At 72.6% G+C, this 5,203-nt stretch carries 6 protein-coding genes; 1 reads left to right on the top strand and 5 read right to left on the bottom strand.

The genetic code is table 11. From position 1 onward, the window contains the following. From QH283_RS29470 to QH283_RS29455, 4 genes are all read right to left on the bottom strand, one after another. The coding region (locus tag QH283_RS29470) for a sigma-70 family RNA polymerase sigma factor (protein ID WP_280506182.1) at window positions 1–476 on the bottom strand (476 nt) is incomplete at its 3' end. A 215-nt stretch (window positions 477–691) separates the two neighbouring features. Further along, window positions 692–2,212 (bottom strand): DUF7059 domain-containing protein, encoded by a 1,521-nt coding sequence (locus QH283_RS29465; protein ID WP_280506181.1) that lies wholly within the window; start codon window positions 2,210–2,212, stop codon window positions 692–694. A gap of 57 nt (window positions 2,213–2,269) precedes the next feature. Then, on the bottom strand, window positions 2,270–3,010 hold the full coding sequence (locus QH283_RS29460) for a VOC family protein (RefSeq protein WP_280506184.1): 741 nt from the start codon (window positions 3,008–3,010) through the stop codon (window positions 2,270–2,272). 2 nt (window positions 3,011–3,012) lie between these two features. Continuing rightward, the gene (locus QH283_RS29455; RefSeq protein WP_280506180.1) at window positions 3,013–3,468 is read right to left on the bottom strand and encodes a DUF3099 domain-containing protein; all 456 of its coding nucleotides are present in this window, start codon (window positions 3,466–3,468) and stop codon (window positions 3,013–3,015) included. Window positions 3,469–3,585: 117 nt separating this feature from the next. Between QH283_RS29455 and QH283_RS29450 the strand changes: the two genes are divergently transcribed. Further along, entirely contained in the window at window positions 3,586–3,822 is a 237-nt protein-coding gene (locus tag QH283_RS29450; protein ID WP_280506179.1) for a DUF3039 domain-containing protein, read from the top strand. 79 nt (window positions 3,823–3,901) lie between these two features. Here QH283_RS29450 and QH283_RS29445 read toward each other — a convergent pair whose 3' ends face one another. Then, on the bottom strand, window positions 3,902–5,116 hold the full coding sequence (locus QH283_RS29445; RefSeq protein WP_280506183.1) for a YihY/virulence factor BrkB family protein: 1,215 nt from the start codon (window positions 5,114–5,116) through the stop codon (window positions 3,902–3,904). Between the last annotated feature and the right edge of the window lie 87 nt (window positions 5,117–5,203).

Here is a 5,203-nt window from a genome sequence, read left to right as displayed (position 1 = left end):
GTGCGGCTCTGATCGGCCATGCCACGGGTGATGGCCTGGCGGATCCACCAGGTGGCGTAGGTCGAGAACTTGAAGCCCTTGGTGTAGTCGAACTTCTCCATCGCCCTGATCAGGCCGAGGTTGCCCTCCTGGATCAGATCGAGCAGCGGCATGCCGCGGCCGGTGTAGCGCTTGGCGAGGGAGACCACGAGCCGCAGGTTGGCTTCGAGCAGGTGCTGGCGGGCGGCCTGGCCGTCGCGTACGAGGATCGCCAGATCCTTCTTCTTCGCGGCCGAGAGGCGTTTGCTCGTCTCCAGCAGATGCTGAGCATAGAGGCCCGCCTCGATGCGCTTGGCCAGCTCGACCTCGTCCGCCGCCGTGAGCAGCGCGGTGCGACCGATCCCGTTCAGGTACACACGTACCAGGTCGGCGGCAGGGCTCTGGGCGTCGAGGTCGGAATCGCTGGGGCGCACACGAGTGGTGGCGGGGCTGGTCATGACTTGCCTCCTGTCGGTGGTGTCTCATCCGATCCAACGGACCCGACAGGGAGAAAGTTCCCTGTCCCCGGTGTGATAAACAGCGCTGAGCTGGGGGTTTCACGCACAACGTCTGAGAAGTTCCTGAGAAGGACGCACCGGGGACACCTGCCGGGATCCGCTGCCCGCACCGCTGTCGGCGGTCGTCGCGAAGCCCGGCCCGACGCCGCGGTCCGCTAGGGGACAGGGCGGATCAGACCGTGCCGCACGAGGCCGCCGACCACGGACAACGCGTCGGCCGCGAACTCCGGGGACACCTCGTCCGCGCCACGGGCCACGGCGAGGAGCTCGACCAGGTCGTACAACGGCAGACCGTCCGGCCGCATTCCCGCCAGCAGCGAGACCGCCGCCTCGTCCACCTCGTGCTGCCAGCGCGGGCCGTCGCCGCGGTGCACCCGGAGCACCTGCTCGCGCCAGCCCTCCTCGCCGGGCAGGCTGACCCGCTCCAGCGCGGTGTGCGGATCGACCTCGAAGCGCGCGGACCAGGCCAGGCCGGGATCGGCGGCGACGGCGCGCAGCCAGGCCGACCGCTCGAAGTAGCGGGTGGCCTCCTCGCCGAGCGGATCGTCGAAGCCGTGGGTGAGGTCCTCGGCGAGCAGCTCGGTGGGGCCGTCGATCGCGCGCAGGTAGACGAAGCCGAAGCCGACGCCCTCGACCTCGGCGGCGGCGAACGCGTCCAGCCACTGCTCGGCGCGCGCCTGCGCGGCCGGGTCACGCGGGTCGAGGCCGGCATCGCGCAGCCAGGTGCCGACATAGAGGGCGGGATCGGCCACGTCGCGCTGCACGATCCAGGCGTCGACGCCGTGGTCGGGCAGCCAGGACGACACTCGTGAGCGCCAGTCCTCGCCGTCGACGTGCACCCACGCCGAGAGCATGGCCGCGGTGCCGCCTGGGGCGAGCAGGTCCGCCGCCCGCGAGACGACCAGCTCGCTGGCGCCGTCGAGGGCGAGACCGGAGTCGCGATAGGTGTGCTCCACGCGGGCCGGGCCGACCACGAACGGCGGGTTGGCGACCACCTGGTCGAATCGGCGACCGGCGACCGGCTCGAACCAGGAACCTTCCAGCAGTTCGATGTCGAGCCCGTTGAGCGCCGCGGTGGCCTCGGCCAGCCACAGCGCTCTCGGGTTGACGTCGGTGCCGGTGACGGAGGTGGCGTAGGAGGTGGCATGAACCGCCTGGACGCCGCAGCCCGTGCCGTGGCCGACCACCCACCCGACCGGGCGGGTGGGGGTTGCGCGCAGCAGCGACAGCGAGGCGTGGCCGACGCCGAGCACGTGATCTTCGGTGAGGGTGCGCCTGCGCATGGAATCGTCGAGGTCCGACAACACCCAGCGGTTGCCCGCGCCCGCGTCCAGCGGCCGCAGGTCGAGCGCGGCGCCGACCAGGTCGCCGTCGCGTTCGAGCAGGCCCGCGGCGACCGCCCGGTCGATGTCCACCGGGGCGAGCGCCGCGGCGGCCTCGCGCTCGGGCACCGGGTCGCCGAGCAGCAGCAGCCGGATGAGGACACCCAGTTCGCCCGCGTCACGGGCGGCGCGGCGCACCGGGACGGGCTCGGAGCGGCCGAGTGCGGCGTGCGTCTCGGGGCCGAGCACCTCGAGCAGGGTGTCGGCGTCGTAGCGCACCCGGGTCAGCGCTTCGCGCAGGTCCGGGCACAGTGCGGTCAGCGAGGAACCGGTGGTCGTTCGGTCGGTGTGCACGCCGGTAACTCTGCCACCGCCGGGTCGCGGCGCCCGCGCGGGCCGGTGTGTCGGGCCTCAGACGCCGTTCGGGTCGCGGCCGGTCACGCAGTAGGCCACCCCGGCCGGGTCGCTCAGGACGATCCAGTGCTCGAAACGGGCGAGCACCGTGGCGCCGAGCGATTCGTGCCAGGCGGCGCCCGCCTCGATGTCGTCGCAGGACAGGTCGATGTGCGCGGCGACCGGTCTTTCGTCGCCGACGCGTTGCAGCAGGAGTTGGTGCGCCATGGGAGCGGCGGCGCGCAGGCGGGAGAACTCGGGGAGCCGGCCCGCGACGAATTCCCATCCGGTCAGCGCCTGCCAGAACGCGACCTCGGCCGCGTGGCCGCTCGGCCCGATGTCCAGACAGATTTGGTCGAGCCGGGACCGGGTGCCGTCGGGGGCCGCGACCGCCGTGGGGAGGGCGAGGGGGCCGGGCGTGGCCGGGGTGAGACAGAACGACAGCCCGCCGGGGGAACGCAGGACGGTGTGGTCCGGGTGGTCGGCGACGACGGCGGCGCCGAGGCGCAGGGCGGCGGCGCGGGCGGCGGGGATGTCGTCGACATCGAAGTCGAGGTGCGTGCCGCCCGGCCCGCCGACGGCCTGCATCTTCACCGCCGGGCTCGCCCCGGTGCCGGGGTCGGGCAGCAGGGTGAGGAACTCGCCGTGCTCCCCGCGCCGGGACGAGGGCGTGGTGCCGGTCACGGTCGACCAGAAGCGGACGCAGGCGTCGAAACTCTCCCGAGGGCGATCGAGGAACGCCCAGGTCCAGCGGATCATGCTCACCCGTCGATGGCGTTGTGTGATCGGCCTTCGATCGCCTTCTGCGGGCGATCCCATCGGCTCGGCTCGTCGCGGCGGCGCGGCGGCCGGTCGTTGGCGACGAGGACGGCGGCCCAGGGCAGCGGGATGGACGCGCCGATGATCAGCAGCGAGATCAACGCGCTTCCCCAGATGCTGTAGGCCACGGCGGCCAGGATCAACGCGGGAATGCGGATCGCCATGAGGATGGTGTAGCGGCGCACTCTGGCGCGGTGCTGATCCTCCAGCGAGGGCGCGGCCTCGGTGATGAGCGCCGCCCGGCGGTGCTCGTTGCCCGGGAAATCGCCCTGCGGGAAATAGCCCCGGGAGGAGCGGCCCCGTGCGGAATCGCCCTCGGAAGGGGGAGGACTCGCCGGGGCTCCGCGACGATCGCCGCGGCCGTCGTCGGCGTCGGTGGCGTCGCCGTGCTGCTGCATACCTACGAGTCTTGCACTCCGCGGGTGCGGGCGCACACACGGTCCGCCCTTCTCCCGGACGACGGGGCCGCTCCGGTCGAATCGATGGGCCCGCTGTCATGCGGCATCATGGAGGACGTGAGTACCGATACCCTGGTCCGCCCGGATACGACCACCGACGAGACGACGGGCGACGACGTCCCCAAGTACTTCCACTACGTCAAGAAGGACAAGATCGCCGAGAGCGCCGTCCTGGGCACCATGGTGGTGGCGCTGTGCGGCGAGGTGTTCCCGGTGACCCGCTCGCCCAAGCCCGGCTCGCCGGTGTGCCCGGAGTGCAAGAAGGTCTACGAGACCCTGCGCAAGGGCGACTGAGAGTTCGGCGGCTGCGGGAATCCGGCTGAGGGCCGCCGGCTCGCCACGCTGCCGGCTCGCCACGCTGCCGGTTCGCCACTCAGCCCGCGCCGTGCAGCGGCGTCCTCGTCTCCGCCGCCGACGTGGTCGCCGCCACCGCCGAGTGCCGCGACGCCCGCGCGGTGAGTCCCGTCGACGCCCGGCCGTCGGACGTGCCGGGCGTCTCGTCGTGTCCGGGTGTGCCCGGTCCCGGGATCTCGCCCGGCGTCGGCCCGTCGCTCGCTGCGGCCGGGCCGGGACCGGCGACGTGCGCCCGGTGCCCCGGGCCGCCGGACCCCGTGTCCCGTGCGCCTGCCTCCTGTGCGGCCGGGATCTCCCAACCGCGTTCCTCCCGCGCGGCACTGTCGCCGCGGACCCGGTCGCTCAGCCACTCCTTCATCTGCTCGAGCCGGGTGGCGCGCGCGGGCCAGAACTCCTGCACGGTGGCGTTGAACTCCGCGCCGAGAACCACCGCGAAGCCGAGGAAGAAGGTGAACAGCAGGAAGGCGATGGGGGTGGCCAGCGCGCCGTAACTGACGCCGGTGCCGGTGATCCAGGACAGATAGCGCCGCAGGATCTCGCTGGCGGCCATGAAGAACACACCCGCCACCAGGGCGCCGCCGAAGAGCCGGTGCCACGGCAGCGACTTGTGCAGCGCCGACTTGTACAGCGTGGTCAGACCGACGATCAGCAGCAGTCCGACGGCCGGATAGTAGAACGCGTCGATCAGCCGCAGCCCGGGTTCCCGCCAGGCCGAGGGCAGGATGCGCCCGATCAGCTCCGGGCCGAGGGCCACCAGCGGCAGGATGAAGACCGAGGCCACCAGGAACTGCACGTACAGCAGCAGCGCGTACACCCGCTGCCACACCGGATGCCTGGCGTCCTGCTGGTCGTGGGCCTCCACGATGGCGTCGACGAAGGTCGCCATGGCCGAGGACCCGGCCCACAGCGACAGCACGAAACCGAAGGAGACCACCGCGCCGCGGCCCTGCCCGAGCACATCGGTCACGGTCGGCTGGATCAGCTCGGTCACCACCGACTCGCTGAACAACTCCCTGCTGAAGGCCAGCGCCTTGGCCTCGACGATCTCCAGGGTGTCGGGCCCGAACAATCCACCCACGTAGCCGAGACTGCCCAGCAGACCGAGCAGCAGCGGCGCCAGCGACAACGTCTGCCAGAAGGCCGCGGTCGCCGCCTTGGCGAAGATCGAGTCGTCCCAGGACTTGACCGCGACCCGGATCGCGACCCGTCGCGTCTGCCTGCCCGCGTGCCGCAGCCGGGCGCCCAGCCGCGCCGCCCCCCGGGTGGGCGCGCCCCCCCCCCCCCCGTGGGCCGCGGGGGGCGCCGCGGGGGCGGCCGCTAG

It is taken from the genome of Nocardia farcinica, assembly GCF_029867845.1.
GTDB lineage: Bacteria > Actinomycetota > Actinomycetes > Mycobacteriales > Mycobacteriaceae > Nocardia > Nocardia farcinica_A.
The sequence above is the reverse complement of the archived record's forward strand: the minus strand, read 5'-3'. Positions and strand labels throughout refer to the sequence as shown.

What these genes read in the sequence shown, in the direction of transcription:
- QH283_RS29460 (WP_280506184.1), bottom strand. Translation starts at nt 3,010, where the DNA reads ATGATCCGCTGGACCTGGGCGTTCCTCGATCGCCCTCGGGAGAGTTTC.
- QH283_RS29455 (WP_280506180.1), bottom strand. Translation starts at nt 3,468, where the DNA reads ATGCAGCAGCACGGCGACGCCACCGACGCCGACGACGGCCGCGGCGAT.